Annotated in this window: 20 protein-coding genes; 15 read left to right on the forward strand and 5 right to left on the reverse strand. The window is 42.3% G+C overall.

Features of this window, described 5'->3' with window-relative positions:
- The first annotated feature begins 145 nt into the window (after positions 1 to 145).
- Together NAF01_RS10165 and NAF01_RS10170 are read left to right on the forward strand one after the other, a co-directional pair.
- Positions 146 to 1,795 (forward strand): catalase, encoded by a 1,650-nt coding sequence (locus tag NAF01_RS10165; RefSeq protein ID WP_048008873.1) that lies wholly within the window; start codon positions 146 to 148, stop codon positions 1,793 to 1,795.
- A gap of 144 nt (positions 1,796 to 1,939) precedes the next feature.
- Positions 1,940 to 2,644 carry a gamma-glutamyl-gamma-aminobutyrate hydrolase family protein gene (locus tag NAF01_RS10170; RefSeq protein WP_048008872.1) on the forward strand — a complete coding sequence of 235 codons (705 nt, stop codon included), beginning with the start codon at positions 1,940 to 1,942 and terminating at the stop codon, positions 2,642 to 2,644.
- 48 nt (positions 2,645 to 2,692) lie between these two features.
- On the opposite strand, the gene NAF01_RS10175 is transcribed toward NAF01_RS10170, so the two are convergent.
- Entirely contained in the window at positions 2,693 to 3,586 is an 894-nt protein-coding gene (locus NAF01_RS10175) for a LysR family transcriptional regulator (RefSeq protein ID WP_250802212.1), read from the reverse strand.
- 138 nt (positions 3,587 to 3,724) lie between these two features.
- Between NAF01_RS10175 and NAF01_RS10180 the strand changes: the two genes are divergently transcribed.
- From NAF01_RS10180 to NAF01_RS10210, 7 genes are all read left to right on the forward strand, one after another.
- Entirely contained in the window at positions 3,725 to 4,930 is a 1,206-nt protein-coding gene (locus NAF01_RS10180) for an NAD(P)-dependent malic enzyme (RefSeq protein WP_222496867.1), read from the forward strand.
- 136 nt (positions 4,931 to 5,066) lie between these two features.
- The gene (locus tag NAF01_RS10185; RefSeq protein WP_048008869.1) at positions 5,067 to 5,363 is read left to right on the forward strand and encodes a hypothetical protein; all 297 of its coding nucleotides are present in this window, start codon (positions 5,067 to 5,069) and stop codon (positions 5,361 to 5,363) included.
- A gap of 176 nt (positions 5,364 to 5,539) precedes the next feature.
- Positions 5,540 to 6,493, forward strand: coding sequence for an ABC transporter ATP-binding protein (locus tag NAF01_RS10190; protein ID WP_163141472.1), 954 nt, complete (start codon positions 5,540 to 5,542; stop codon positions 6,491 to 6,493).
- Positions 6,490 to 8,007: an osmoprotectant update ABC transporter permease/substrate-binding subunit OpuFB gene (opuFB, locus tag NAF01_RS10195; protein WP_250802213.1), complete on the forward strand. Its 1,518-nt coding sequence runs from the start codon at positions 6,490 to 6,492 to the stop codon at positions 8,005 to 8,007. Before NAF01_RS10190 ends, opuFB begins: the two co-directional genes overlap by 4 nt.
- Before the next feature lie 346 nt (positions 8,008 to 8,353).
- Positions 8,354 to 9,652, forward strand: coding sequence for a Kelch repeat-containing protein (locus NAF01_RS10200; RefSeq protein WP_250802214.1), 1,299 nt, complete (start codon positions 8,354 to 8,356; stop codon positions 9,650 to 9,652).
- Positions 9,653 to 9,865: 213 nt separating this feature from the next.
- On the forward strand, positions 9,866 to 10,219 hold the full coding sequence (locus NAF01_RS10205; RefSeq protein ID WP_048008865.1) for a hypothetical protein: 354 nt from the start codon (positions 9,866 to 9,868) through the stop codon (positions 10,217 to 10,219).
- 139 nt (positions 10,220 to 10,358) lie between these two features.
- Positions 10,359 to 11,633, forward strand: a complete 1,275-nt coding sequence (locus NAF01_RS10210; RefSeq protein WP_250802215.1) for an L-cysteine desulfidase family protein — start codon at positions 10,359 to 10,361, stop codon at positions 11,631 to 11,633.
- A gap of 66 nt (positions 11,634 to 11,699) precedes the next feature.
- Here NAF01_RS10210 and NAF01_RS10215 read toward each other — a convergent pair whose 3' ends face one another.
- Complete coding sequence (locus NAF01_RS10215) at positions 11,700 to 12,395, reverse strand: response regulator transcription factor (protein WP_163141457.1); 696 nt, start codon at positions 12,393 to 12,395, stop codon at positions 11,700 to 11,702.
- A 176-nt stretch (positions 12,396 to 12,571) separates the two neighbouring features.
- Here NAF01_RS10215 and NAF01_RS10220 point away from each other — a divergent pair, with 176 nt between their 5' ends.
- From NAF01_RS10220 to NAF01_RS10240, 4 genes are all read left to right on the forward strand, one after another.
- Positions 12,572 to 14,218 (forward strand): flavin-containing monooxygenase, encoded by a 1,647-nt coding sequence (locus NAF01_RS10220; protein WP_250802216.1) that lies wholly within the window; start codon positions 12,572 to 12,574, stop codon positions 14,216 to 14,218.
- 66 nt (positions 14,219 to 14,284) lie between these two features.
- Positions 14,285 to 15,229: an alpha/beta hydrolase gene (locus tag NAF01_RS10225; RefSeq protein ID WP_250802217.1), complete on the forward strand. Its 945-nt coding sequence runs from the start codon at positions 14,285 to 14,287 to the stop codon at positions 15,227 to 15,229.
- Between the two features lie 539 nt (positions 15,230 to 15,768).
- Positions 15,769 to 19,956 (forward strand): S8 family serine peptidase, encoded by a 4,188-nt coding sequence (locus tag NAF01_RS10235; RefSeq protein WP_284709503.1) that lies wholly within the window; start codon positions 15,769 to 15,771, stop codon positions 19,954 to 19,956.
- A 109-nt stretch (positions 19,957 to 20,065) separates the two neighbouring features.
- The gene (locus tag NAF01_RS10240) at positions 20,066 to 21,313 is read left to right on the forward strand and encodes a helix-turn-helix domain-containing protein (RefSeq protein WP_250802218.1); all 1,248 of its coding nucleotides are present in this window, start codon (positions 20,066 to 20,068) and stop codon (positions 21,311 to 21,313) included.
- Between the two features lie 53 nt (positions 21,314 to 21,366).
- Here the strand turns inward: NAF01_RS10240 and NAF01_RS10245 are convergent, their stop codons facing one another.
- Complete coding sequence (locus NAF01_RS10245; protein WP_250802219.1) at positions 21,367 to 22,302, reverse strand: acetamidase/formamidase family protein; 936 nt, start codon at positions 22,300 to 22,302, stop codon at positions 21,367 to 21,369.
- A 48-nt stretch (positions 22,303 to 22,350) separates the two neighbouring features.
- Positions 22,351 to 23,256, reverse strand: a complete 906-nt coding sequence (locus NAF01_RS10250) for a DMT family transporter (RefSeq protein WP_250802443.1) — start codon at positions 23,254 to 23,256, stop codon at positions 22,351 to 22,353.
- A gap of 352 nt (positions 23,257 to 23,608) precedes the next feature.
- Here NAF01_RS10250 and NAF01_RS10255 point away from each other — a divergent pair, with 352 nt between their 5' ends.
- Complete coding sequence (locus NAF01_RS10255; RefSeq protein ID WP_250802220.1) at positions 23,609 to 24,733, forward strand: M14 family zinc carboxypeptidase; 1,125 nt, start codon at positions 23,609 to 23,611, stop codon at positions 24,731 to 24,733.
- 35 nt (positions 24,734 to 24,768) lie between these two features.
- On the opposite strand, the gene NAF01_RS10260 is transcribed toward NAF01_RS10255, so the two are convergent.
- On the reverse strand, positions 24,769 to 24,921 hold the full coding sequence (locus tag NAF01_RS10260; RefSeq protein ID WP_250802221.1) for a hypothetical protein: 153 nt from the start codon (positions 24,919 to 24,921) through the stop codon (positions 24,769 to 24,771).
- A gap of 287 nt (positions 24,922 to 25,208) precedes the next feature.
- On the opposite strand from NAF01_RS10260, the gene yyaC reads away from it, so the two are divergent.
- Complete coding sequence (gene yyaC, locus NAF01_RS10265) at positions 25,209 to 25,829, forward strand: spore protease YyaC (protein WP_250802222.1); 621 nt, start codon at positions 25,209 to 25,211, stop codon at positions 25,827 to 25,829.
- Positions 25,830 to 25,867: the final 38 nt, after the last annotated feature.

Consider the following 25,867-nt stretch of genomic DNA (forward strand, 5'->3'; position numbering starts at 1 on the left):
AAGGTTTCATTTCCATTTACATGGGTATGATAACCAGGCAATCTATTTTGGAAGTAAATACAATAATTAATATTTAAAGTAAATTCAGGTATAAATTTTTAAATCATAGGAAAAATATGGTCATTCATTTTTAGGAGGTTAGATTGTGGCAGATAACAAAGATATGAATACAGAAAATGAGCAGAATGTTAGCCGTGAGACACTGACAACTCGGCAGGGGCATCCTGTTACGGATAACCAAAACATTCGTACGATAGGCAATCGGGGACCTGCTACTTTGGAAAATTATCATTTCATTGAGAAGATCTCCCATTTTGACAGGGAAGAGGTTCCAGAACGTGTGGTGCACGCAAGAGGAGCAGGCGCATTCGGTTACTTTGAAACATACGGAAAAGTGGGCGATGAGCCGGTTGAGAAGTATACACGTGCCAAGGTCTTCTCTGGTGCAGGGAAGAGGACGCCATTAATGGTCCGCTTTTCAACTGTGGCAGGTGCGAAGGATTCACCCGAAACAGCACGTGATCCTAGAGGTTTTGCCGTAAAAATGTATACTGAGGACGGAAACTGGGATTTGGTCGGCAATAACCTTAAAATATTCTTTATCCGTGATGCGATGAAATTCCCTGACATGATTCACGCATTCAAGCCTGATCCTGTTTCAAACGTGTCAAATCCCGAGCGGATGTTTGACTTTGTTTCCAGGACACCAGAGGCCACACATATGATTACATTCCTGTTTTCACCTTGGGGAATACCCGCTACATACCGTCACATGCAGGGATCCGGTGTCAATACCTATAAATGGGTGAATGAAAAAGGGGAAGCTGTACTGGTGAAATATCATTGGGAACCAAAACAGGGTATTCGCAACCTGACACAGGAAGAGGCAAGCGAGATTCAGGCTAAAAATGTCGGACATGCTACACAAGATTTATTTGAGGCGATTAAACGGGGAGATTATCCGGAATGGGAGCTTTTTGTACAGATCATGGAGGATGATTACCATCCAGAATTGGATTTTGATCCCCTTGATGATACCAAGCTTTGGCCGGAGGATCAGTTTCCTTGGCTTCCTGTTGGCCGCATGGTGCTTGATCGCAATCCAGTGGATTACCATGCAGAAATTGAACAGGCGGCTTTTGGAACGGGAGTACTTGTTGATGGAATGGATTTTTCCGATGATAAGATGCTTCAAGGCCGGACTTTCTCATATTCCGATACACAGCGTTATCGAGTAGGAGCGAACTATCTGAAATTGCCGGTTAACGCTCCGAAAGCGCCTGTACGTACGAATCAGCAGCGCGGCCAAATGGATATTCGGGACCCGAAAGAGGCAGGAGATAATCCGCATATTAACTACGAGCCTTCAATGAAGGGTGGCTTTAAGGAAGCACCTGAAGAAGCGCGCATCCCGCATCGGCCAACTTATAATGCGGCTGCCATGAGCGCACCGATCGACCGGCCAAATAATTACGGCCAGGCCGGCCATACTTACAGGAGCTTTGATGATTGGGAGCGAGATGAACTGATCAAAAACCTGTCTGAAGCTTTAGCGGTATGCGACAAACGGATTCAGGATGCTATGTTTGAGCATTTCACACAAGCTGATGAAGACTATGGCCGCCGTGTCAAGGAAGAAACCGGGAAAGTCATGAAAGAGATCCAGGCGATGAGCGGGGAAGAACAAATTCCAGGCCGTGACGCTGGAAGATCTAAATATGGCCAGGGTTCAATCGCTGAAAACCAGGCATCAAAAGAAGCGGTTGAGAAAAGCCATGAAACGGATCCCTATTAATAGCAAACATGGACTGTCCAAAAGTCAGCAATACTGACTGCAGGGCAGTTCTTTTTTTTTATTTTGCTTCTTTTTTTATGGCAGATAGGACTTCTTCCCGGTTTTATAGGATAATCTTCTAAACTATATAACCAGAGGTGCCGAATGAAACCAATTATTGGAGTTACATCAAATTTAGATGATCATACCCTTTCCGTTTCAATGGATAATATCCATTCATTATTAAACGCAGGGGCCGTTCCAGTTGTTGTGCCTAATTTGCTGGATGATGAGAAAGTCGAAAAATTGGCTGAAACGCTTGACGGGCTGCTGCTTACTGGCGGGGGGGACATCGACCCAACACTATTTGGTGAAGAACCCCATCAAAAGCTGGGCAGTATTTGTCCGGAAAGAGATGTATTCGAAATCAGCATGATTCAAAAAGTGCTTGCTCGAAATAAACCAATCTTAGCCATATGCAGGGGCTGCCAAGTCCTCAGTATTGCTCTTGGGGGTGATATGTATCAGGACATCTTTTCCCAAATTGGCGTACCTTTGCTGCAGCATGGCCAAAAAGCCCCCCGCTGGCATGCGACTCACTTTGTGAATGTAAAAAGAGATTCTCTCCTCCACAAAGTTACTGGAATGCAAAGCTTTAAAGTAAACAGCTATCATCATCAGGCTGTCCGCAAAATGCCTGAAAACTTTGAGGTATGTGCAGAGGCGAGTGATGGGGTTATTGAGGCTTTTGAGAGTACAAAGCATCGCTTTGCATTAGGAGTACAGTGGCACCCTGAATGCATGACACAAAAGAATGATGACCCTTCAAATGCTATATTTGATGCATTTGTTAAGGCTTGCTCACAATAGCTCCAGAAGTAAAAAGCCGTCGCAATTCTCAAATTTGCGACGGCCGTTTCACTGCCCTTCCTCCAGATAAATCTCCGCACCGGCGATAAACTCCCGGACCGCAAAGGATAAGTACTTATCCTTTTTCCAAATCATCCCTAGCTCTAAATTTACAGCAGATTCAGAGATGGGCAGAACCACTAGGTCATTGAAGTTTATATTTTGACAGATTTTGCTTGGCAGCATGGTAATTCCCAGTTTTCCTTCAACCATTCCCAGCAGGAAGTCCTTTTGCGAGCTTTCACAGACAATATTAGGCTGAAAGCCGCTGTTTAAACATTCCTCAATAATCAGATCATAGAGGGTGAAATCTTTCCGATAGAGGATGAAAGGCTCTTTGGCTAATTCTGAAAAATGCACTTCTTTTTTTGAAGCAAGCCTATGTTCCCGGTGGATAATGAGCATTAAGGGATCCCTTAGGACATTGATTATTTCAAAACCGCTTCCATGGGATGGGACCGTGCATATCAGGCCAATATCCAATGTGCCATCTTCCACCCCTTTTTTTATTTTCTTCGTGCCGACTTCTGTTAATTTAATTTCGATCAATGGGAACTTTTCTTTATATTGGCTTATAAGCTTCGAAAAGAAGGCTGCGCCGACTATGGGAGGTATGCCAATTTTGATTTCACCGCCCTTCAGCTCCATTAAATCTGTTAACTCCAATGTCAGGTTCTGAAATGCGTCCAGCACTTTTTTCGCATTGATTAACACGGCTTTTCCTGCATCCGTTAATTCAAGCTGCTTCGATGACCTGTAAAATAGCGGCACTCCCAGTTCGCCTTCGAGATTTTTAATGGCTTTGCTGATGGAAGGCTGGGTGACATGCAGGGTCTGGGATGCTTTTGTAAAGCTTAAGTGCTGGGCTACCTCAGCAAAATATTCTAAATGCCTGATATCCAATTACTGCACTCCTCTCGTATAACCAAAAGGCATAAGGATTATAGATTATATGTATTTCATTTATGGATGACGTTCATTATATAATAATCTACAACAAATACTGAAAATTAACAATATTCAATAAGGGAGATGGATAGAATGGATTTGCAGAAGGAATCTTTACTGCTTCATGAGAAGTTTCAAGGGAAGTTAACGGTCGATGTAAAAATGCCGCTGAACAGCATGAAGGATTTAAGCTTAGCCTATTCCCCAGGAGTGGCAGAGCCTTGCCGAAGAATCCATGACCAGCCTGAGAAGGTCTATGATTATACAATAAAAGGAAACTTAATCGCTGTGATTTCTGACGGCACATCTGTTCTGGGACTTGGGGATATAGGCCCTGAAGCCTCCATGCCTGTTATGGAAGGTAAGGCTGCATTATTTAAAGCTTTTGCAGGGATTGATGCCGTTCCAATTTGCCTTGATACGAAGGATCCCGAAGAAATCATTAAAACAGTCAGGCTGCTGCAGCCTTCCTTTGGAGGCATTAACCTGGAGGACATCGCGGCACCCAATTGCTTTTATATTGAAGAACGGCTGAAGCAGGAAATGAATATCCCCGTTTTTCATGATGACCAGCATGGAACAGCGATCGTAACAGCAGCAGGGTTAATCAATGCGCTGAAGCTTGCCGGCAAAAAAATGGATGAAGTAAAAATCGTAATCAATGGAGCGGGTGCTGCAGGAATTGCGATTATCAAGCTGCTCCTTAATATGGGAGCAAAAGAAATCATCATGTGTGATACAAAGGGAGCGATTTATGAAGGAAGGCAGGAGCGAATGAATCCTGTCAAAGAGTCTGTCGCGAAAATCACCAATCCAGGAAAACGTAAAGGAGCGCTTGAGGATGTTATCATTGGCGCCGATGTGTTCATCGGGGTTTCCTCTGCCGGTGCCTTAACAAAGGAAATGGTCGAGACGATGAGTCCGAATTCCATTATTTTTGCCATGGCTAATCCAATTCCTGAGATCATGCCGGATGAGGCGAAAGCGGCAGGCGCTAAAGTCGTTGGAACAGGAAGATCCGATTTGCCGAATCAGGTGAATAATGTCCTCGCATTCCCTGGAATTTTCCGAGGGGCCCTGGACGTCAGAGCTACTGAAATTAATGAAGAAATGAAAATGGCAGCTGTCGATGCGATTGCCGGATTAATCGATGCTACAGACCTGACACCTGATTATGTTATTCCAGGGCCGCTTGACAGCCGGATTGTTCCTGCAGTAAGGGATGCAGTAATAAAAGCAGCACAGGAAACAGGTGCAGCCCGAATCGAAATTATACAGAACCAAATAATAAGCCAATAGAATGAAATTAATATGCGTAGGCATGTTCAAGTGAAATCCATCATAGTATCCAAAATATAAAGCTGCAGATTTTGCCAATGGGATTGAATTTATCAACTTCGTCACTTGAATTTATTTAAAGGGGAGACTGATACCGATGAAAGTATACGAAGTAATTGAGACGCAGGAAATGTTCCGTGGTGAAATCATCGAAAACTATTACGTTATTTATGAGCAAACGGAAAACAAAGTCTTTGAAAATCGAAACAATTATATGTTTCAACAGGAAAGATTTTTAGAAGAGACCGTTAATATTTTTATAGGAAACCCGCATTCCACCTTAAAGAAAGTAAAAACCTATCCCATTCGCCATCTTGCATTCGGGGATATCCGCGAAGCAATCAGAAAAGACTTTCCGGACCTCTTTAAGAACCTGAAAAGTTATCCCGCTTAAACACTGGCAGCCTCCAATGCAGGAGGCTGTCTTTTCTTTGGATTCTTAGGATTGGAAATGTTTCCTGTCTATCTGTATGATAGTATAACAGCTAAAAAGAAAACGCGGGCAGGACCGTTTTTCAGAAATTTGTTATGGGAATAATTCAGACGTAAACATATTAGAGGGGTGGAGCAATGATTCAGTTTGACCATGTGTCGAAACAGTATCGGGATGGTACCAAAGCTGTTGATTCAATCAATTTACATATAAAAGAAGGCGAGTTCTTCGTGATTATTGGTCCGAGCGGTTCCGGGAAAACCACTGTTCTGAAGATGATTAATCGGCTGATTCCTTTGACTTCAGGAACGATTTCCATAAATGGCAAACGGATCAGTGACTATGACATTCATGAGCTCCGCTGGAATATAGGCTATGTCCTTCAGCAAATTGCCCTTTTTCCACATATGACAATTGGGGAAAATATCGCGATCGTACCGGAGTTAAAGAACTGGGAGCAGGTGAAAATTAAAGAACGGATTGATGAGTTATTGGAAATGGTCGGATTGGAGCCTGACATATACCGGAGCCGAAAGCCGCATGAACTTTCAGGAGGGCAGCAGCAAAGAGTGGGCGTAACAAGAGCACTGGCAGCCAATCCACCCATCATCCTGATGGATGAGCCTTTTAGTGCACTGGATCCCATTAGCAGGGAAAAGCTTCAGGATGACCTAATCAGCCTTCAGAAAAAAATAAAGAAAACCATTGTGTTTGTTACACACGATATGAAGGAAGCCTTAAAGCTCGGCGACCGCATTTGTGTTATGAAGGACGGGGAAGTCGTGCAAATTGGCACACCTGAAGAACTGCTTGCGCATCCGGAAAACGAATTTGTCAGGCAGTTCGTAGGGGAAGAACAGGGGCCTTATATAGAGGGGTTTAGTCTTCATGACATCCTTCTGCCGATTTCAGAAACAGAAGAGAGCATGGCAGTCCTTCCAGTCTCGGCTTCACTCAAAGAAACGCTTAGCTTATTGGCCGCTAATAATGAACTTGCTGTGGAAGAGGACGGGGAAATCATTGGACTGGTTAACAGGCAGGCTGTTATTCGTAAATTGGCAGGCAGCATGCAAAGAGAGGTGAAGTCATGAACACCCTAAGCTCAGTTTTTAGTGAAAGAAAAGGCCAATTAGCAAGTGTGCTGATTGAACATATCCAGATTTCGCTCATTGCTTTATTTTTTGCAGTCCTGATTGCCATCCCGCTTGGAATATATCTTACAAAAAAGCAAAAAATCGCAGAAGGAATCATTGGTGTAACAGCCGTATTGCAGACCATACCTTCATTAGCGCTGCTTGGCCTATTGATCCCCTTATTCGGGATTGGAAAAGTGCCTGCCATTATCGCATTAGTCGTATATGCCCTCCTGCCCATCTTGAGAAATACATATACAGGCATAAAGGAAGTGGACGATTCTATTATCGAAGCTGCAAGGGCAATGGGGATGAACAGGCGCAAAAGGCTTATGAAGGTAGAGCTTCCTCTTGCCATGCCGGTCATTATGGCCGGGATCCGTACCGCGATGGTTTTAATAGTCGGAACAGCCACTCTTGCAGCCTTAATTGGAGCAGGGGGTTTAGGAGAATTGATTCTCCTGGGAATTGACCGGAACAACACGGCCCTGATTATACTTGGGGCCATCCCTGCAGCCATATTGGCAATCCTTTTTGATATGCTGCTGCGCCGGTTTGAGCAAATGTCATTTAAAAAATCGCTCACAGCACTTGGAGTATTCATTGGTGCGATGATATTAGTTATGGCGATTCCTCTTTTGGCAAATCAACCGGAGGAGAAGATTGTCATCGGCGGGAAACTTGGTTCAGAACCGGAAATCCTGATCACTATGTACAAATTGCTGATTGAAAATGAAACCGATCTTAATGTCGAGTTAAAACCAGGGTTAGGAAAAACATCGTTCGTCTTCAATGCTCTGAAGTCTGGCAGTATTGACGTGTATCCTGAGTTTACCGGTACAGCTATTGCGGAATTTTTAAAAGAGACAGCGGTAAGCACAGACTCCGGTCAGGTATATGAGCAGGCGAGAAAAGGAATGAAGGAACAATTCAGCATGGAGCTGCTGGAACCGATGGCTTACAATAATACGTATGCTTTGGCAGTGCCTGAGAAACTGGCTGAAGAGTATGAACTGCAATCAATTTCAGATCTAAAATCAGTCGAGCAAAACATAAAGGCCGGCTTCACCCTTGAATTCTCGGATCGGGAAGATGGCTATCGTGGCATCCAGAAGCTATATGGCGTAGAATTTCCAACTGTTTTAACCATGGAGCCTAAACTGCGCTATGGAGCAATCGAAAAAGGTGAAATCAACCTGGTGGATGCTTATTCTACAGATAGCGAAATTGCCAGATACAACCTCACTGTCCTGGAGGATGACAAACACTTGTTTCCGCCATATCAGGGCGCCCCGCTGTTGAGAGAAGAAACCGCTGAAAACCATCCGGAGCTGGTTAAAGCTTTAAACAAGCTGGATGGAAAAATCAGCGATGATGAAATGCGTGAAATGAACTACAAAGTAAATGTAGATGGTGTGAGTCCTGAAGAAACAGCAAGGGAGTATCTTGAGAAGGAAGGATTGCTGAAATAAACTGCATCAAACCGGGAAAGTTATCGAGTAAAAACAATAGCACTTTCATTCATCAGCCCCATTTTTGTAAATGGGGCTGTTTTTTTGGTTCTGCACTTCTATTGGTGTCGATTTATCCTTTTCCTGTGATAGAAGCCATTGATCGGGTAACACTCTAAGCCCATTTCTCCTTTTCCCGGTAAATTCACACTTGTCCAAGACATGTGCCCCCGCGTTTTTCATACTTTCGCATAGTCTATTAAAAAGCGAAAAGAGGTGTAAAAACAATGGGGTTTAATGTATCTGGCTTTAAGAAGATTACCCCGGTTAACGGATTTGATAGGACCAGTGCTGTAAAGACAATGCCATGCAGAACAATTACGCATGGTCTGTTGCCGAGTTTGGAGAGTATCTTTATGTTGGGACAGGCCGTAATATAGTCTACTCGGTCCTTTCGAGCGGAGCTATTTTTGGCGATATCGAAGTGCCTGAGGAATTGACTCCAACGAATCCTGACTTTAGCGGTGAAATCTGGCGTTATAGGAAGGATGGCTGCGGGGAATGGGAACGCGTCTTTAAAGAACCTTCTCTTGGAATAGTTGGCTTCCGATTTATGATCTCCTATAAATCACCTTCTGGAGAAGAGGCTTTATATGCGGGTTGTGCAACTTTTAGTCCAAACCTGCTTGTTTTGAAATATACAGATGAAGAAGGGTGGCGTCCCCTGCCAAGCTTATTGCAGGGCGGATCAACGAGAACAATGGTGGTTCATAACAATAAACTTTACTTGGCCGCGCTTCCAGGAAACGAGCTTCAGGTCTCCAATACGTTGCTTTATGTGAGCGAAGATCCCGAACAAAATGGCTGGGAGCAAATTGATCTGTCAGGGGATCCCGAAAAAAATCCTCAGGGTAATGGAATTATTATGTCGAGCTTTAATAATAGATTGTATATTGGGACAGCCCTTCCGGAAGGCTTCCAGTTATGGCGATCCGAAGATGAGAATCCTGTGGCAGACAGATGGGTAAAGGTTGTTGACAAAGGAGCAGGCGATGCAAGGAATGAGGTGCCATTAAGCCTCGAAATCTATAAAGGATATCTATACCTTGGTACAGCCGTTTATTTTGGCATTTTTAGCCTTGATCCGAATGATCGGCTAGTAACACCAAAGGGCTTTGACTTAATTCGAATCAATAAAAATGATCAATGGGAATTGGTCATTGGAAGCAAGCCTGTTGAACAATCGAACCCTGAAACAGGGACAAGAGGTACGGCCATAAGCGGAATTCCATCGGGATTTAGCAATATTGCCAATGGCTATTGCTGGCAGCTGAAAGAATATAATGGCTGGCTGTATCTTGGAACCTGGGACTGGACAGACCTTATTCCGCCGCTTTTGCCCGAGGTGCTGAAAAGCTTATGGAGCGAGAATCCACTATTGCGTTCACTGCCGATCGAATGTATATCTGATCTTTTCTTTGCCTTGATTTCTTCGGCAACCCGCTTGACATTTGGGTTTAGCCTGTGGAAGTCGCCTGATGGAATTCACTGGTTTCCCGTAAGGATTAACGGACTCGGAAATCCGAAAAATTATGGATGCCGGAATCTGTTTGTCTCTGAAAAAGGCAATCTCTATTTGGGCACTGCCAATCCGTTTGAGGGCTGAGAGGTTTGGGTGAAAGAGAAAAAGAACTGTCTGGATCCGCTTAAGGACATGCTTGGGAAAGGATAAACCTGACCTGAAATGCTGAACATCACACTGTATTTAAATAAAATAATTACAAAAGGCCGGAGCAACTGATTCCTGGCCTTTTGCTGTATTAAGATCATACTCTCTTTCATAAATTCTTCTTAAACAGAACAAAGAATAAAGGAGAGTATGATTGTGAAACATGAAATGCAAAAAGCAACGATGCTCGCTGAAAATATTAATGACTTTCTGACATTCCTGAATAAAAATCTCGAAAAAAATATCTTCTATATGGATACCGGCAAATTAAGACAAATCAAACTGATTGCTGAAGACTTTAAGTTTCATATCCTCGCAGATGAGCTGATCAGAATCAACCGTTTCGTCTGGGATCCAAAGTACACAAATTATTTGGTGAATCAATTTTTAACAGGTCTCATAATAATTGATGAATATGTACAAAGAAACTATAACAGCCTGTTTATGGTGACGGGGAGATTATATACATTGAAGAATTTAAGTTCATTATTCAGCAAAGATTAAACAGACAGAGCTGTTCCTGGTTTAATGAATCCGAAGAGTTTCATGTTGGAAGGAAATATTGCCTCTCTTAATTTATCACTATTTGGATTATAATAGTTAAAGTTTATTCTTTTACTTTAAACAATTAGGGGTATGAAAAATGGAGAAGCACAAGATCTTAAGAATTCTGGAAAAAGAATTAGTGGTTGCCCTTGGATGTACGGAACCTGTCGCGATCGCACTCGCTGCAGCAACTGCAAAGAGCCATGCTAAAGGGGAAATAAAAGAGCTATGCTTAAAAGCGAGCGGAAACATCATCAAAAATGCTAAATCAGTCGGAATTCCGGGCATGAGTTCCTATGGTCTTGATTTCGCAGCGGCAATTGGCGCTGTGGCAGGGGACCCTGCAAGAAAGCTGGAAGTATTAGAGGGAGTAGGGCCTGAAGATGAGCTGCTGGCTCTTAAACTTATTAAAGAAGGAAAAGTAACTTCCCTGCAGGCGGAGTCACCGAAAAGGCTTTATATCGAAACTGTATTAAAAACTGATATCCACACTTCCAGAGTCGTAATCTCTGATAACCACAGCAATATTACTTTAATTGAGGTTGATGGAGAAGTTATCTACCAGGGTGGATGTGAAAATATAGGAATCCAATCTGAAGAAGATGAATTAATTGCACTCACCATTGATGAAATATATGAATGGGTGCTTAGTGCGGAAATCAGTTCCTTATCACTTGTAAAAAAGAGTATTGAGCTCAATCGGATCATTGGAATGGAAGGCCTATCAGGTGAATACGGCCTAAAGGTAGGGAAAACGATAAAAAGGAATGTGGAAATGGGGATTTTGTCGGATGATATTGCCACTGCTGCAATGTCTTTGGCTGCAGCTGGGTCAGATGCGAGAATGGCAGGCTCCACATTGCCTGTTATGGCAAACACCGGAAGCGGCAACCAGGGAATCGCAGTCACTCTACCAGTTGTTGCTGCTGCAGACAGACTTAAGGTTACAAATGAAAAAATGATTCGGGCAGTGGCACTCAGTCATCTGATAACCATTCATATTAAATCCAAATTTGGCCGGCTTTCTGCATTATGCGGTGTAACTGCTGCAGGAATGGGGGCAAGTGCAGCCATCGTATATTTGCTCGATGGACAGCTTCACCAAATCAAAGCAGCCATTCAAAACACAATCGGGAATGTTTCTGGAATGATCTGTGACGGAGCTAAAGCAGGCTGTGCCATGAAAGTGTCTACCTGTTCTAATGTAGCTGTGCAGTCTGCCCTTCTTGCACTCAACGATCAGGAAATCAAATCAACCGATGGATTTATTCACGATGATGTTGAAAAAAGTATCGAGAGTTTCTGTAAATTAGGAAATGAAGGAACCCGTCATACGGATGAGCTGATATTGAAATTAATGATGGAGAAATAAACAGCCCAAAGAGGCCCCTTTCTTTAAGAAAAGGGCCTTTTGGTGCGGTAACTGAACATGTGCGAATTACGAAATCATCCCTCGTCGAAATAACTCCGCAATTGCCTGTGTCCGGTTTTGTGCTCCCAGTTTCCTGATAGCTGTTTTAATATACTGGTTGATGGTGACTTCACTGATAAACATGGAATCAGCCATTTCCTTTATGCTTTCTCCCCAGGAAATCCTCTTCATGACCTCCATTTCTCTTTTGCTTAATAGCCGGGCATCTTCTTTTCCTTCTGTTTTTTCAAGAGTTTTTCCAATGTGCTGACCAAACTGTGTATAAGAGGAAAGCTGCTGATCAGAAATTTTTCCCTGTTCGTCAAATTCGTTTGTGCAAATATAGCCGATAGGGACTGCACCAAAGCAAATGGGGATAGCAAGGAAGGAGTTGACATTGGAAGTTGTTATGTATTTGATGTTTATTTGCTTGAGGTATTCGATCCCCGAACAATATTTAGCTTTTCTTTCATAGAGGGCGGAGTAAATGAGCGGCAATGAACGAACATCATCCCTGATATCTCTAATATGTATTAATCCGTGGCATGTAATAGCGATGATACCTTCACCAATAAAACCTAAAGGTGAATAACGAAATAAATAGGCGTTTTTAACAGGAAAAATGTTCATATAAACCTCTAAAATTTTATACAGTTTCTCCTCATGACTCTCGATATCTTCTAAATTCTGGATATTATCCAAAATGGTAGATTCTATTGCCATATTAACACCTTCCTTATAGGGATATTATATATAGAAAATTATGAATATTCAATACAAATGAATGATAGTAAGCTTTAGTTATAGTTAAAAATTATAAGTACTGGAGAGGAGGAACTTAGTAAAAAGGAAAATGTAATCGCTTTCATAAAAATTAATATCATGAGGAGGAAGAAAGTATGTCATCATTTCAAAAATCGAACTCTCTCACGGATTTTGATGCTGTTGTCGTAGGGGCTGGTTTTTCTGGATTGTATATGCTGCATCGTTTGCGGGAGGCCGGTTTTTCCACCCGGGTTTATGAAGCAGGCGATAATGTCGGCGGTACATGGTATTGGAATCGTTATCCCGGCGCAAGATGCGATGTTGAAAGCATCTACTATAATTACACTTTTTCTGAGGAACTACTGAAAGAATGGAGCTGGTCGGCAAAATACGCCGAACAGCCTGAAATATTAAGCTACATAAACTATGTAGCAGATAAGTTTGATCTGCGGCGTGATGTGAAATTCAATACAAGGGTGCAGTCCGCACAATATGATGAAAAGAAAAATAGGTGGGACGTACAATTAAATAATGGTGAGAAGGTTTCTGCACAATATTTTATTACAGCTGTAGGTTGCTTGTCAGCGTCCAATGTACCTAAATTTAAAGGGCTGGAAAACTTTAAAGGCGAATGGCATCATACCGGGCACTGGCCGCATGAAGGAGTGGATTTCACAGGGAAGCGGGTTGGCATCATTGGCACAGGGTCCAGCGGTATCCAGGCAATTCCTGTTATTGCAAAAGAAGCCGGGCATTTGACCGTATTCCAGCGGACCCCGCAATACAGCAGCCCGGCCAGGAATACGCCGAATGATCCTGAACATCTGAAAAATATACGGAAAAATTACGGGGATATCAGAGCAAAAATGCGCCATTCCATAACCGGCATACCGGAGGAGCCAAGAAATGTTTCCGTTTTTGACGAAACTCCTGAAGAAAGGCAAAAAGTTTTCGAGGAAGCCTGGAAAGAAGGAGGACTTCTTAAGCTATCTTACGCATATAATGACTTGTCCATCTCATCGGAAGCGAATGAGATTGTGGCTGAATTCATTCGCTCTAAAATCCGCGAAACAGTTAAAAATCCTGAAGTTGCGGAAAAACTCCTTCCGAGGTTCTATTATGGTACTAAACGCACCATCATAGATACAGATTATTTTGAGACCTATAACCGGGATAACGTATCGCTGGTGGATGTAAAAAAGGCACCGATTCAGGAGATTACCGAAACAGGCGTTAAGACTGCAGATAATGAATATGAGTTTGACATGATTGTGTTTGCCACAGGATTTGATGCGATGACTGGACCGCTATTTAAGATGGATATTCGCGGGAAAAACGGCGTCTCCCTGAAAGAAAAATGGGCAGTCGGCTCACAAACCCGAACCTATCTTGGCCTCGGCACAGCAGGTTTCCCGAATATGTTCATGCTGACTGGACCTGAGAGTCCGTCCGTATTAAGCAATATGATGGTTTCAATTGAGCAGCATGTGGAGTGGGTATTTGATTGCATCAGCTATATGCGGGAACAAAATCAGGCTGTCATTGAAGTCAAAGAAGAGTCGGAAAATACATGGAGCAAGCACTGCCGTGAAATCGCCGATCAGACTTTGTTTACCAAAACAGAATCCTGGTACATGGGTGCCAATATCGAAGGAAAAGCCCGCGGCTTTCAAATCTATCTTGGCGGTGTAGGAACCTACCGGAAGATTTGTGATGAAGTCGCCGAAAAAGGCTATGAAGGTTTTATCCTGACAGCACCTGAAAAAAGTACTGTTAAGTAGTGGGTATAGATTGGGCAGGCATACTCCTGCCCTGTCAATAAATATTTTAATAGGGGGAAAATAATTATGGCATTAGATCCGCAGGCAAAATTTTTATTGGAACAGATGGAGGCAGCAGGAGCTCCTCCGATGAGCCAGCTATCACCGGAGGAAGCCCGCCTTACCACAGATTTCAGTGCTCTCGCTGGAGAGCCGGAGGAAGTAGGGAAGATTGAAAATAAGAAAATTGCGGGACCTGGAGGAGAAATCCCTGTCCGAATATATACTCCTAAAGGAGAAGGTCCATTTCCTGCGCTGGTATACTATCATGGCGGCGGCTGGGTAATTGGTGACCTTGAGACAGTTGATGTTCCTTGCCGACTGTTAACGAATTTGGCGAATTGCGTGGTCGTTTCGGTAGATTACAGACTTGCACCAGAGCATAAATTTCCTGCTGCTGCGGATGATTCGTACGCTGCAGCCAAGTGGGCAGCTGAAAATGCGGCATCCATTGGAGTGGATCCAAGCCGCATTGCCGTTGGCGGCGATAGTGCCGGCGGAAACCTTGCAGCCGTTGTGGCTCTTATGGCAAGAGACAAGCGTGAAATCTCAATTGCCTATCAGATGCTGATCTATCCAGTAACTAACCATTCTTATGCAACAGAATCCTATACTGAAAATGCAGACGGCTACCTGTTAACGAAAGACAGCATGGAATGGTTCTGGAATCATTATTTGCGGAATGAAGAGGATGGAAAAAATTCATATGCATCTCCTCTGCAGGCAAAAGACCTAAGCGGACTGCCGCCTGCATTGGTGTTAACTGGAGAATTTGACCCGCTGCGCGATGAAGGTGAAGCCTATGCGGAACGCCTGAAAGAAGCCGGCGTCCCGGTTGAAGCCAAACGATATGACGGCATGATCCATGGATTCTTCTGGATGGCGGGTGTACTGGAGCAGGGAAGAAATTCAATTGAGCAGGCGGCAGATGCGTTAAACCGTGTGTTCCAGGGCAGTGTCGCTTCAAAATAATAGATATTTAGATTGGACACTTCTGATTTGGGGAGTGTCCTTTTTGTGTTAATTTGTAAATTAATTAATTGCTAGATTTTCTGAAGGGTCCATTAGTGAAAGAAAACGGCCGCCATGGAGCGTTCATGAGGACTAAAACGGAAGGGATGCGAGGAAAGCGGTCGCCATGGAGCGTTCACGACGACAAAAACGGGTGGGAGGCGAGGTAAATAGTCACCATGAAGCAACACAAGGCGACTAATAAAGAAGTATCGAAAAGAAATTTCGTCATAATGCCAGAAAATAAGTTTCCCCAAAATAACTTTCCTCATCGCTCAATTTGGGGTAATCAATTTTCCATTCTTTCACCTTTATCTTCTTCTTCTGTCTATTAAGATGCTCTTTATCCTATTTTCGTGATTATTGACGGTTGAAAATTAGAAATTCAGTAGTAATGTACCTCTTTTATTACCCCAATTTACTGCTCACATCTTTCCCATTTAAGATAAACATAGTAAGTATTCTTACTTTTCTATCAATTAAACCGCAGGAGGAAAAATATGAAGTCACGCAATAATCTATTAAAAGGGGCTCTTGCTGCAAGTTTATTATTCACTGCTTCCATTCCATTTAATGTGCTTGCTCAGAAGCCGGAGATCTCGGTGGACGAAGCGGAAAAAATTTTAAGCGGCCTCTCTAAAGAACAAAGGGATGCTTTAGAACAGCTAGAGATAGGCCCTGGTTTTGTTATTTCTCCTGAAGTAAATACATCCACTCCCGAGCTGGTCGAAGTCATTGTGGAATTTAACCAGGCTCCTGCAAAGGTGGAGGTAAAGAAAGAAGCTTTAAAAGGCAAAAAATCTTCTCTTCATGCAGCTAAAGAAAAAGTTGACAAATCTCACTATGAATTCAATACCCATGTTAGCAAGCTGAAATCGAAGAAAGGCAGTTTACTGTACGACGCCAGTAAAATTGAAGTGAAACGCGAATACAGGAATGCATTTAATGGAGTTTCCATGACACTGCCGGGTATAGCGGTGGAAGAACTCCTGCAATCAGGCACAGTAAAAAGGATTTGGAGCAATGCACAGGTCCAACTGGATCTTCCTTCAGCAGAACAATCTAAAATGAAGCCAAAGATGGCAGACAGCATTCCCCAAATCGGTGTGGATAAGCTTCACGATGAAGGGGTTACCGGTAAAGGAATCAAGGTGGGAGTGCTGGACACAGGAATTGATTATACACACCCTGACTTAACAGGTTCTTACAAAGGATACCGTACAGAAAACGGTCAAAACCCTAAAACCGTTGATCCAAGCACTGTTAAAGGCTGGGACTTTATCAATAATGATGCTGATCCAATGGAAGCTACTTACAATGAGTGGGAGGAATCCAATCAGCCTGAATTTGATTACAGAGGGTCTGCCTACTATACTTCTCACGGAACGCATGTATCAGGAACCATTGCTGCCCAAAAAGAAAATAGTGTAGATTATGCCGTCAGGGGAGTAGCACCGGATGTTGATCTGTATGCCTACCGGGTGCTTGGACCATATGGATCCGGAACGACTGACGGGGTACTTGCTGGTATTGATAAAGCAGTAGAAGATGGCATGGATGTGATCAATCTGTCACTTGGAGCGAGCGTAAACGATCCTTTATATCCTACTTCGGTTGCAATTAATAACGCTATGCTTTCCGGAGTCGTTTCCGTTGTAGCAGCAGGAAATGCGGGCCCATATGAAAAATCGCTTGGTGCACCTGGTACGAGTGCATTCGGAATTACGGTAGGAGCAAGTGATGCCTCCATTTCCATTCCAGCTTTTAAAGCTAGTGCGGCTGGGAAGGTTTTCGAATCTATGAAATTATTAGCCAAAAACTTCACGGATGATTTAAAAACACTAGAAGGGAAATCTTATCCAATTGTGTTTACTGGCCTGGGCACTCCGCAAGATTTCACTGGGAAAAATCTTGCAGGAAAAATTGCCCTCATTGAACGCGGAGAGCTAACATTTGAGGAAAAAGTGAAAAATGCCAAAAATGCCGGTGCAGCAGCTGTTATTATTTTTAATAATACGGAGGGCGAAATTCCAGCCTACATAGGTGAGAGCACCAAGTATATTCCGACATTCCAGCTTTCAAAGGCGGATGGGGAGTATTTAAAAGGCATACCGGGAGCTTCTGTAGCATTTGACCAGTTGTTAGTGGTTAAGACGGAAGGAGACACTCTTGCCGATTTCAGTTCAAGAGGCCCTGTGAATAGCAACTACGATATAAAGCCTGACCTCGTGGCACCAGGGGTTTCCATTTTCTCAACCTATCCGGAGTTTATGAACCATCCAGAAGATGACCAGGATTACACATCTGCCTATGCACGCCTAAATGGTACGTCCATGGCCACTCCTCATATTGCTGGCGTGGCGGCACTCATGCTTCAGGATAATCCGAATCTTGATCCATTCGATGTAAAAATCGCACTAATAAATACGTCGGATGATTTAAAGAAGGATTACTCCGTGTATGAAGTTGGCGCCGGCCGTGTGGATGCCTATCAGGCCGTTCACTCAAACGTTTCAATTAAGGTGCTCGATAAAACAGAGCATATTGAAAACGGTGAGTACGTTGAGGCCGATGAAATCACGGGTTCCATCAGCTATGGAAACCACTATATGGACAGTGCTGATATAAATGATAGCCGTACACTTCAAGTGATAAACAAAGGTAGCCAGGACCAATCCTATGATGTAACAGTTGAATATCATTCAGCCCGGAACGGTGTGCAGGATGGGGTAAAAAATAATATTAAAGTAAACCTTCCAGCATCGGTTACAATCGGAGCGGGAAAAACGGAACAATTAAAGGCAGCAATTACAATCCCGAAAACAGCTGAAATCGGGCGTTATGAAGGATATATCCATGTGGTGAATCAGGATAATCCAAAGGAACGCTATCAAATTCCATTTGCGATCCGAGTGACTGATAAAGGCATCGAGTTTGCAGAACCGCTACAGCCGTCTATCACGACTGATACACCAATGCACCAATACTATTCGCCTGGTACGCACTATGTCTTTAAGTTTAAAAGCCCAATGGAGACATTCGATTTAGTTGTAAAGGATGCAAAAACTGGAAAGGCTATCGGCATTGTAGGAAGCTATGATGCCAGAGCAGCCCTGCCTGATAGAGAATACCTCATATACTTTGGGCACAGAGGGCTTGTTTATCCATTCACAGGGAATAAGAAGCAGCCGATTGCCGATTACATTCAGAAACTGCCGGAAGGTGAATATGTTCTTGACTTGATCAGCCGGGATGCAGAAGGAAAAACCTATCATCAAGAAAGTGTCGGTATTGTAGACAACACTCCGCCGGAAGTGGATCTCGACATTGAACCGGGGGTGATTGAAATAAATGATAGCATGTTAACAACTGAAAATGGCCACCAAGCATTCTGGGTTCATGGAAAGGTGACCGACAAAACAGTTGACCTATTGCAATCAAAAGGAATGGATTATACTCAAAAAACCAATACAGCTGCTTATTATGAAAGTGAAATACCATTTATCAGCGGATTTCTGCCGCTGGATGACGATGGCGCTACGAAGTTCGGTGTGCTTCCTGAAGAATATGCAACGACTCCTTACCAGTTAAGGCTATTTCCATGGGATATGGCAACAGCAGCCAATATGTTTAAATCTCCTCGGTATGTATTTATGCAGGAAGGTACTGAATACGCAGCCAGCCGATTTAATAAAAGCAGCTTGAAGCTGAATGACGAAATAACCGTGACCCTTGATTTAAATAATGTGGAGAACTTTATTTCAGGTTCTTATGAAATACAGCCGCTTCTTGACTATTTTGAGCTGCAGGAGGTTAAAGCAAATCCTGTGCTTCAGAAGTTTGCAGATCAAAATGGCATAGAAATAAAAATAGATGAATCAGTTGTCACGGGTTCTGGTGTAAAAGTTGGAGCAGCCCTTTTAAAAGAAGGCTTTGAAGGGATCAGCGGAGACATGCCATTCCTTGATGTTACTTTTAAAATGGTGGACGACACCAGCTATGCAAGATTTGCATCCTTTGGCTTAAAGGAACTTTCTTATCATAAGCAAGGTCAGTCAGAAGCCATAACCATTCCCGCTTACAGCTTAAACCATTTTGAACTTGTATCAACTCACTCACGTATTTCAGGCAATATAGCACCGGAAGCTTTCTTAACTTCCGGAGGCTGGGTTGACAGCAAATACGATTTTACCAAGCTTAAAACAAAGGTTTATGCCAAAGCGGCAGATGGAAAAATTTATGAAGGAACTATGGATAGCAGAGGGCTGTTTGATGTCATTGTGCCAGCAGCAAAAGAGGCCTATACGGTTTATATCGAGGTTCCTGGCCACTTGACAGAATTTCAAAATGTTTCAGCCGGCATCGAGAAAGATGGAAAGTATCACGGTCTATACGTCAGAATTAATCCTGAAGATAACCTTGCAGGGGATGTTACCCAGGATCAGGTAATCGATATCCGTGACCTGAAAGAAGCTGTGGAACATTATGGAGAAGAAAACCCTAAAAATGCTCATCTGGATATGAACCAGGATGGTGTAGTCGATGAATCCGATGTCAGATGGATTGAAAAGAATTTCTTAACGAAAGGCTCATTAGCAGGAAAAGGAAATCAGCCGAAAGAAACAATCGGGAAAAAAGGTCTTGCAGATTTCCTGAAAATGATTGGATTGGAGCCAAAAGAAAAATAAGAATTTCACAGAAGGCGGGAGACACGTTCTCCTGCCTGTTTCTATTAACCTATAGAAAATCACTGGTGATTTCACTATAATAATAGAAACTTGAATACCGAGGTGCAGCATGATCATTGGGAAAATAATTAAGTTTTACAGGGAAAGAGAAGGTCTAACTCAGGGTCAGCTGGGGGAAGGGATTTGTTCTGTAACCCATTTGAGTAAAATTGAACGCGGAATTACCGAATACTCCGGAGAAATAACACAGCTTCTGGCCAGGAGGCTCGGCATTAATCACGAAGAGGAAATTCTTCGATATCATCGGCTTGCAAAGAGGCTGAATGAATGGCATGAGAGCATGATCATGCAGCGAATACAGGAATCTGAAAAGATAAAAGAGGAAGTGCAGGTTGAAAAACTGATTCATATGCCTGACTTTCAAACTCTATATCGCCTGCTGTCAGCCAGATACTATTTATCTGTGAACGATTTGATTTCAGCATCAGAATTAATCTCTGATCTTACCAAAGCTTCCGCTCCCTTTTCACCCCATGATGCTAATCTGCTGAAGCATATCCAGGGCATTTATTACTTTCTTACAGGGCAATACCGTGACTGTATCAGCTGTTTAGCTTCCATTGACAGAGAACAGTATAGCTACGAAGAATACTATTACCATTTAGCGATTGCTTACCACTCAATCCATTCCAATATCACAGCCTATTATTATGGCAAAAAGGCTCTTCAATATTTTCAAAGAACCTTAAACATTCTCCGCATTATTGATACAGAAATGCTGCTTATTGTTCAGTTAAATGCGAAGGAACTTCATGATTTTCATGAAACGAAGGAGAAATATGAACAGCTAATAAAACTTTGTGATGCATGTAATTCAGGTGATCGTAAATCCAAGCTTTATCATAATCTGGCATTTGAATATTTTCGCCGGAAGAAATATCGGGAATCAGCCGGTCTCTATGAAGAAGCACTAAAGCTTACCGCTGAAAACTCCCCTCACTATCTGACTGCTTTGGACGGATATATCCATACCTGTTATAAAGGGAAACTCAAGTCCCGAAATAAGTTAATAAAATTAGCTGAAGAAGGCTTGGAGAGGGCAAAAGCGGGTGATTCATATACCTGGATTTATTTTCAGCTACATCTTCATCTATTGAAAAATGAAGAACAGCATTACTATCAATTTATTGAAGAAACAGCACTGCCATACTTTAAAAATATTGGCTACGGCATTTTAATCGACCACTATGAGAAAAAGCTTTTTCACTTTTACTCAAAAAAAGGCGATGCTCAAAAGGCAATTGAACTCGCCCGTTCGTTTATACATAAACAAAAAAGCTATTATGATCATGATTAAATAACAAAAGGCTTGTTTACCGCAATTCGGGAAACAAGCCTTTTGATTCAATTTTATCTGATTGCCCCATGCGGAAGGATAGCATGGACTCCCTTTACCCCGTTGACTATCTGGGTAACTTTTAGATCGACTACGGCGCTTGATAAAGCTAATGCTTCCGCTTTTCCTAGTTTATACATCTCCTGGATCCATTCAACTATTCCATTCAAAGCTTCCGCCGCTGCTAAATTTAAATCTTCATTAAAGCCAAATGCAATCCACCCAGCCGGTGTTTTGGCTCTCGGCAAGGAAAGCTTTATATCATCTCTAACCGTTAAGGTAATATCAACCAGATCCATAGGGCATTCAATTGCTGTTCCAGATACTTCTCCATCTCCCTGGGCTGCATGGCCGTCACCAATTGAAAAAAGCGCACCTTCCACAGAAATCGGCAAAAACAAAGTGCTTCCTCTGCCAAGTTCCTTGCAATCTATGTTTCCGCCGCAATAACGGGGAGGGGAGGTGGAATGCACACCTGATTCTGCAGGTGCAACTCCCATTAATCCTATGAATGGATTAAGCGCCACATGAAATGGACGCCCTCCAATCTGGCAGGTGCCCGTCATTTTTGCGGGAGACAGTTCCCAATCAAGCTGAATGCGTTCTGTTCCTGTTAATCCCAGCTGATCATTCTGCCAGCTTTTATTGCCTCCTGCCCAGTTTCTGCCATACCAGCCGGGTACAAGATCATTGATTTTTACTTCCAAAACCATCCCTGGCTCTGCTCCATGAATCTTAATGGGGCCCACCATTGGATGACCTGGCTTCTCCTCATTCTCTTTGGAATTAAAAGTGGTTCTTTCATTATCCTTCGAGCTTGAGTACCCCCATTGGATATCAGGTGTTTGCAGGCGAATGGAATCACCGGAATGAATTGTTAGAGCAGGTTTATATTCATTGCTGAAAGAACCGTGGAGATTTTCGTCCTTTATTGTAAGTGTATGAATCATAAATTGTTTCTCCTTGCAGGATTAAGAAATTTAAAATCTTATAAATTACTAGGCAGTTTTATTTTTCATGGTTTGTTTATTCATCTTTCTTTGGAACATTTTCGCGTTTGTTCCTATATATACTCCCGTAAGAACAAAGGCTGCGCCTATTCCATGCGCAATGGTGAACGTTTCACCCAAAAATACTGTAGCCATTATAACAGCAGACACAGGCATCACATTTATAAAAATGGAAGCCTTGGCCGCTCCGACCTCTTTAATTCCGTTATAATACATGACAAACGAAACCACCGTAACAAAGATACTCATATGAGCGATAGCAGCCCAAGTCGTAAAGCTGGCTTGCTGAAGATCCATCCACGTTGTTTCTGCAGATGCAAAGGGCAAAAGAAATAAGGTCCCATAGGCAACTGCATATGTGGTCGATTCCACTGAGCTGAATTTTTTCAATACCACTTTTCCTACAACACTATAAATAGCCCAGCTTACGACAGCGCCAAGCAATACAAAATCAATTGGTTCAAAGCCATATTGGAAAAGAGTGAGCAAATGTCCGTCTGTAATAATAAACACTACACCTGTCAAAGCAACGGCCATTCCAATGATGTGATTTTTGGTAATTTTTTCTTTAAGAAATAGTCCAGATAAAAGGACGATAAGAACCGGGTTTGACGCAATGAATAATGAGCTTTTAATCACAGGTGCGTGTTTTGTGGCCAGAAAGAAACAAATATTATACAGCGCAATTCCTGTCAGGCCCAAGATAGCAAACAGTCCATGATCTTTTAAATTTGGTCGTTTCCGGTCTTTCTCCATAATCCACATGAGCGGAAAAAGCAGGATGGCAGCTCCCAAAAAACGCAAAAGTGCAACGGTTGCAGGTTCAAAGCTTTGAACAGCAAACTTGCCGGCAATAAATGCGCTGCCCCATGTTGCAGTAGCCAAAGTAAGCATTCCATAAATAAGCCATAATCTCTTTTTCAAACGAACTCGCCTTCATTTCTGTAAAATTTTATAAATAGTATTATAACACCTTTTTCGAAAGTCGAAATAGTTATTTTTTTATTAGATGAACTTCAAATCCAATTATAGGAAAAATGGATGGGTGGAATATGTTGTTTTTTGTCTCACTTTATCGATTTAAAGAATAAAACAGTTCTTTTTTCTCAATCACTCTGCTAAACATTGAAAAACTGTATTTAAAATTGCTGGAAAATTCATTCTTTTTTCTCTATCTAATGACAAGCCCATCCCTTATTCTTTCTTTAGAGTCCCGAAGAAAGGGGCGAAGAAGGGGTGAATACATATGAAAAAAGGAGCAGGGAGAATAAGCTTGCTGACAGCATTTTTTATTTTGCTGTTTTCATCGCTTTCCTTTGCGGCAACAGTACCAGGAGGGCCATCAACTAATGGAAACACGAACATTAACAGCATGCTTTCCTATGAAGATGTGGTGAAAGAGCTTAACAGTATTGAACAGACAAGCAAAGGGAAGGTTGAAGTCTTTACACTTGATCGCTTTGGAAAATCGGAGCAGGGCAGAAGCATTTATGCTGCCAAGGTTGGAACAGGAGAAAAGAAAATCTGGATTCAGGCTCAAATCCATGGAAATGAAAAACTTGTTACAGAGGCAGCGCTTCAGCTGTTAAAAAATTATTCGAGCAACAATTCCAAAGAAGTACAGACCGTTCTGGAAGAGTCCACACTATACTTCATTCCGATGTACAATCCTGATGGCGCAGAGATGAATACCCGTGGCACAAAGATTATGGAAACAGGCCAGTCTCTGGACCTAAATCGCGATTGGGTAGAGGGAGGCTTTAAAGCCAAGGAATCAAAAGTTGTGTATTCTTATTGGGCAGAATTGAAGCCGGATTTTGCGATTGATTTGCATCATCAAGGTTTAAAGAAAATATATGGAACAAATGAAGCGACATCATTCTCCTTAGGAATATCCTTAGCACCAGACGGGCCAACATTGCCAAATGAAACAAAGTACAATGATATTACTAAACAGATGATGGCATATGTGTATGATGAAATGAAAGGATACGGCTACACGCATATTGACCGTTACCAAATTGTTGATAGTGGGAAACAGGTTGGCTATGACATCGACATTAAGGGCGGAGTTGTATCGGCCATGATGATGGGATTGAACTATAACGACTTGAATCCTGACAATCACAGCCATCCGGCCATATTTTTTGAAACAAAAGGCAATTCAAGCGATGGCAGCCTAGGGCAGAAATCAAACGGATATCTAACAAAACAAAACTATTTAGCTTTAAAATCCTTAGTTTATGGCTATGTCACAGGAGAGGTAAATAAAGTGGATCCTGCGAAATGGAATGAGATCCCAGCTTATCCTTTAGCAGGCTATTGGACAGATTATAATGGGATAGTACCTGTGGAATCTTCAGGGTTTTAACAAAATGGAGAAGCTGGTCATGGTGCCAGCTTCTTTTATCGTTTATACCTTCTGCTATTGCTCTCACCAACCATCCCCCTTACAACTTCAGCCATTTTGTCAAAAACTTGATTAACCCGATGTATCATTATATCCTGGGAAGAACCATTTTGATTATCAATTCCTTCATTAATTTTATCCTTTTTCATTTTAATCTCACCTCCATAAAAAGTATGTTTTGTTTAGGTATCTAAAATATTCTTCAAACGGATTTATAAAGGTGCTGAACTTCAGCTTGGGCTTCGGTTATGATTAAAAATAGATATAAAAAAAGTCCGAGGATATGTGACCGAAAGTCAGGGTATTACATAATATACCGGCTAAAAAATTTACAACTGCTTCTGTCATTATATAAACTAAGAACGATTGTCATTTTAGTTTTTATTTAATGCTGATTCGGAATATATAACCTTTTACCGGGAAAGGGGGGACCAAAATGTGGCCTTTTTCATCCAGCAAATCGAAGAAAAATGTCATCAATGCAGCAAGTTACATTTCCATCAAAGAAACAACGGAAGAAGCGGAAATTGAAAAGATGGTATCGAAGCTGAAACAGATCTTTTACAGCACATCCAGGGAAATTGTTATATTGTGCATCGGGTCGGACCGGTCAACAGGAGACTCTCTTGGACCCTTGACAGGTAAGCTCCTTATAGAAAAGAACATTCCGTATACGGTATATGGGACTCTAAAGGATCCTGTTCACGCATTAAATATCAAAACGGTTCTTAAAGAAATCAAGGAAACGCATCATGAACCGTTTATATTTGGCATAGACGCCTGCCTCGGGGACGAACGGCAAATCGGCTATATTTTAATAAGAGAAGGGTCGTTTATTCCGGGGAATGCAGTAAATCGGGTTCTGCCGAGTGTGGGTGACTATCATCTGAAGGCCATTGTAAATACTCTGGATCCATTAACACCTGTACACTCCTTAAATAGTACGAGATTATATATGGTTTTAAAACTGGCTGAGATCATTGCGGAAATTATTTCACGGGTAGCGGCTAATGATCGGACTTCCAGAGGGGAGATAGAACAAATAAATGTGCCGTAAACATTGTATAAGAACTCTTGGTAAATCAGCCAAAAAAT

The organism is Cytobacillus firmus (assembly GCF_023657595.1).
GTDB lineage: Bacteria > Bacillota > Bacilli > Bacillales > Cytobacillaceae > Cytobacillus > Cytobacillus firmus_B.

Bases quoted from the DNA above. Each gene is read 5' to 3' on its own strand.
- NAF01_RS10170 (WP_048008872.1), top strand. From the start codon at position 1,940: ATGAAACCAATTATTGGAGTTACATCAAATTTAGATGATCATACCCTT.
- NAF01_RS10180 (WP_222496867.1), top strand. From the start codon at position 3,725: ATGGATTTGCAGAAGGAATCTTTACTGCTTCATGAGAAGTTTCAAGGG.
- NAF01_RS10185 (WP_048008869.1), top strand. From the start codon at position 5,067: ATGAAAGTATACGAAGTAATTGAGACGCAGGAAATGTTCCGTGGTGAA.
- NAF01_RS10190 (WP_163141472.1), top strand. From the start codon at position 5,540: ATGATTCAGTTTGACCATGTGTCGAAACAGTATCGGGATGGTACCAAA.
- opuFB (WP_250802213.1), top strand. From the start codon at position 6,490: ATGAACACCCTAAGCTCAGTTTTTAGTGAAAGAAAAGGCCAATTAGCA.
- NAF01_RS10200 (WP_250802214.1), top strand. From the start codon at position 8,354: ATGCAGAACAATTACGCATGGTCTGTTGCCGAGTTTGGAGAGTATCTT.
- NAF01_RS10205 (WP_048008865.1), top strand. From the start codon at position 9,866: ATGATTGTGAAACATGAAATGCAAAAAGCAACGATGCTCGCTGAAAAT.
- NAF01_RS10210 (WP_250802215.1), top strand. From the start codon at position 10,359: ATGGAGAAGCACAAGATCTTAAGAATTCTGGAAAAAGAATTAGTGGTT.
- NAF01_RS10215 (WP_163141457.1), bottom strand. From the start codon at position 12,395: ATGGCAATAGAATCTACCATTTTGGATAATATCCAGAATTTAGAAGAT.
- NAF01_RS10220 (WP_250802216.1), top strand. From the start codon at position 12,572: ATGTCATCATTTCAAAAATCGAACTCTCTCACGGATTTTGATGCTGTT.
- NAF01_RS10225 (WP_250802217.1), top strand. From the start codon at position 14,285: ATGGCATTAGATCCGCAGGCAAAATTTTTATTGGAACAGATGGAGGCA.
- NAF01_RS10235 (WP_284709503.1), top strand. From the start codon at position 15,769: ATGAAGTCACGCAATAATCTATTAAAAGGGGCTCTTGCTGCAAGTTTA.
- NAF01_RS10240 (WP_250802218.1), top strand. From the start codon at position 20,066: ATGATCATTGGGAAAATAATTAAGTTTTACAGGGAAAGAGAAGGTCTA.
- NAF01_RS10245 (WP_250802219.1), bottom strand. From the start codon at position 22,302: ATGATTCATACACTTACAATAAAGGACGAAAATCTCCACGGTTCTTTC.
- NAF01_RS10250 (WP_250802443.1), bottom strand. From the start codon at position 23,256: ATGCTTACTTTGGCTACTGCAACATGGGGCAGCGCATTTATTGCCGGC.
- NAF01_RS10255 (WP_250802220.1), top strand. From the start codon at position 23,609: ATGAAAAAAGGAGCAGGGAGAATAAGCTTGCTGACAGCATTTTTTATT.
- NAF01_RS10260 (WP_250802221.1), bottom strand. From the start codon at position 24,921: ATGAAAAAGGATAAAATTAATGAAGGAATTGATAATCAAAATGGTTCT.
- yyaC (WP_250802222.1), top strand. From the start codon at position 25,209: ATGTGGCCTTTTTCATCCAGCAAATCGAAGAAAAATGTCATCAATGCA.